At 42.6% G+C, this 2410-nt stretch carries 3 protein-coding genes; all 3 read right to left on the bottom strand.

Going from position 1 to position 2410, the window contains the following annotated elements; all coding sequences use genetic code 11:
* A partial coding sequence (locus AC1DRF_RS23345) for a FixH family protein (RefSeq protein WP_477741816.1) occupies positions 1–346 on the bottom strand: 346 nt, incomplete at its 3' end.
* A 29-nt stretch (positions 347–375) separates the two neighbouring features.
* Positions 376–1758, bottom strand: coding sequence for a PepSY-associated TM helix domain-containing protein (locus AC1DRF_RS23340; RefSeq protein ID WP_427075936.1), 1383 nt, complete (start codon positions 1756–1758; stop codon positions 376–378).
* Positions 1759–1889: 131 nt separating this feature from the next.
* Positions 1890–2410: LuxR C-terminal-related transcriptional regulator (locus AC1DRF_RS23335; RefSeq protein ID WP_477741815.1), on the bottom strand; the 521-nt coding region annotated here is incomplete at its 5' end.

Below are 2410 nucleotides of genomic sequence, written 5' to 3'. Positions count from 1 at the left end.
CGTTAATATCCGTTTTAATATAGTAAATACCATCTTCCTTAAAGGTTGCTTTGGCTTTATACATACTGCCGTCATAATGCGCTTTTACTGTTTCAACTTTACCGGGAGCATCTTTTTTCCACACTTTAAACTGAACGCTTTTGGCATCATCCACCGTTTTATTTTCTTGCATTACGTGCACTTCTAGTACCTGTGTGCTCCGGGGTTTTATAGTTTCAGGAAGCATCACATGCGCAGACAGAGGCTTTGGCTGCTTGTAGAGCTTGGCTGCGTTACTGTTTACAGAGCACGCGGAAAGTAAAATCGTACTAAGTATGACCAATCCGGGTATTTTCCATTTGTTCATTGTTACTGCACCTCACATCGTTTCATGCATCATGCGTTTAAAAACCGCTTCAATGCTGGAATTCGTTTGATGACAAAGAAATCCAAAAGCCACACGATAACTAAGGACAGTCCGACTAAAGGAAAGACGAGACCAAACACCACGATTATACACGTCACAATGCGCATTGCATTTCCTTCAGGAACTTTAGGAGCGCCTATGTTTTTAGCTGGTTTTCGTTTCCACCACAGTAAGGCTCCGCTGATAGCAATACCAGCAATTCCGATACAAACAATGAGGCCCATAAGCTGATTTATAAACCCAAACTGTGTACCTTTATGAAGCGTAATACCAAGTGCAATCAATTTTCCCATAAATCCATAGTTGTCGTACCGATAATCGGCTAACACAGCGCCGGTGTATTGATCAAGGTGAATGGCTGCTTCATCCTGAGCTCTTGGTGAAAAAACAGAGAGCGTATACACGCCTTGAGGTTCTTGCGGAATAGAAATGGTATAGCCGTCGTGCATATGCTGTTCATTTGCAATATCTACAATGTCATCAAGCGATACTTTTGTATATTGCGAAGCTGTGGAGTTTGGAACTTCTAACGTTTCAGCTCCCCAAGGCACGTCCGCTACATCTTTTGTTTGCACGGTTGAAGTAGGTGCACTGCCTACCCAAATAGACGGAGGGTACCCAACGCCTGCGTTTGTGGCGATTTGCTGAAACGCATTGCCCCACAGTCCTGACCACGGAAGGCCCGTTAGTACGAGAAAAAGCATACCAGCTGAAATCCAAAAGGCCGGTACCGCATGAAGGTCTCGTGCAAGCACGTTTTTACCTTTTGAAAAACGAGGAATCAGCACACCTTTTATTTTGTCTTTTTTGCGCGGCCACCATAAAAAAGCACCGGTTACAATTAAGACAATCGCCCAGCAGGCCGCAAGTTCTACGATACGATCACCCGCTGTTCCTGCCATTAGCTCTCCGTGAAATTCTTCAATTTGATTCATTAAGCGACTCGAATCATCCAGTTTTCCTACAATGTGACCATTGTGAGGGTTAACAAAAATCGTATATGTATGGTCTTTTAATGAGATTCCTACTTCTGAAGAACGAGTGGAGCGCTCACTGGGCTTATACGTCAACACGTCAGCGCCTGGATACTTTTCCTTTACAGCCTGCACTTGTGCTAAAGGGGATGTAGACTGTGATTGAGCTTGAACATGATACAAGTCGTGGTACAGTCTTTCTTCAATTTGAGGCTTGAACAAATACACGCCTCCAGTAACAGCTAATATAAGAAGAAACGGAGTAAACACTAAGCCCGCATAAAAGTGCCAGCGCCATATGGCTTTGTATAGGCCTTGAGAACGCGCCGTGCTTTTTTTAGTTGTACTTGTTGTTTCTTCGCGCTTTTCCTGCATCATTTTTTCCTCCTTTTTCCTAACGAACGTGCTTTCATTATAGAAGGAAAGGGAGAATTAGCCATCACTCCTGAGAGTGATTGTTGGGACTTATAAGAGGAAGCTGCTAATAAAAAAACAGCTCGTGAAAGCTGTTAGTTCATTAAGCCGTTTTGAAACGCATAGCTTGTCAGCTGCACGCGGTTTTCTAAATGAAGCTTGCTTAAAATATTTTTCAAATGGCTTTTTACCGTGTGTTCAGAAATAAATAACTGCGCGGAGATATCGCGGTTCGACAGTCCTTTAGCCACTAATTGAAGTACTTCAAGCTCTCGTGCAGAAAGGGGAGTGTCGGTTTTTTTTATCGATGTTTCTTGCGGAAACTCTTTTAAAATTTGAAACGCAATTTCTTTTGACATAGGAACTTCATCTAAAGCGAACGCACGCAAATAGTTGTACCACACTTCAGACTGCAGGTTTTTTAACAAATAGCCCTGTGCGCCTTTTTTCAGCGCATCAAATAAATCCGTAATATCGTCTGAAACCGTGATGACCACAATTTTAACGTATGGAAACCGAAGCTTAATTTGTTTAGTTGCTTCTAACCCGTCCATAACAGGCATTCCAATATCCATTAGTACGATATCAGGCATTAATTTTCCGGTCAGTTCAATGG

This window comes from Priestia sp. P5_B4 (assembly GCF_056400385.1).
The sequence above is the reverse complement of the archived record's forward strand: the minus strand, read 5'-3'. Positions and strand labels throughout refer to the sequence as shown.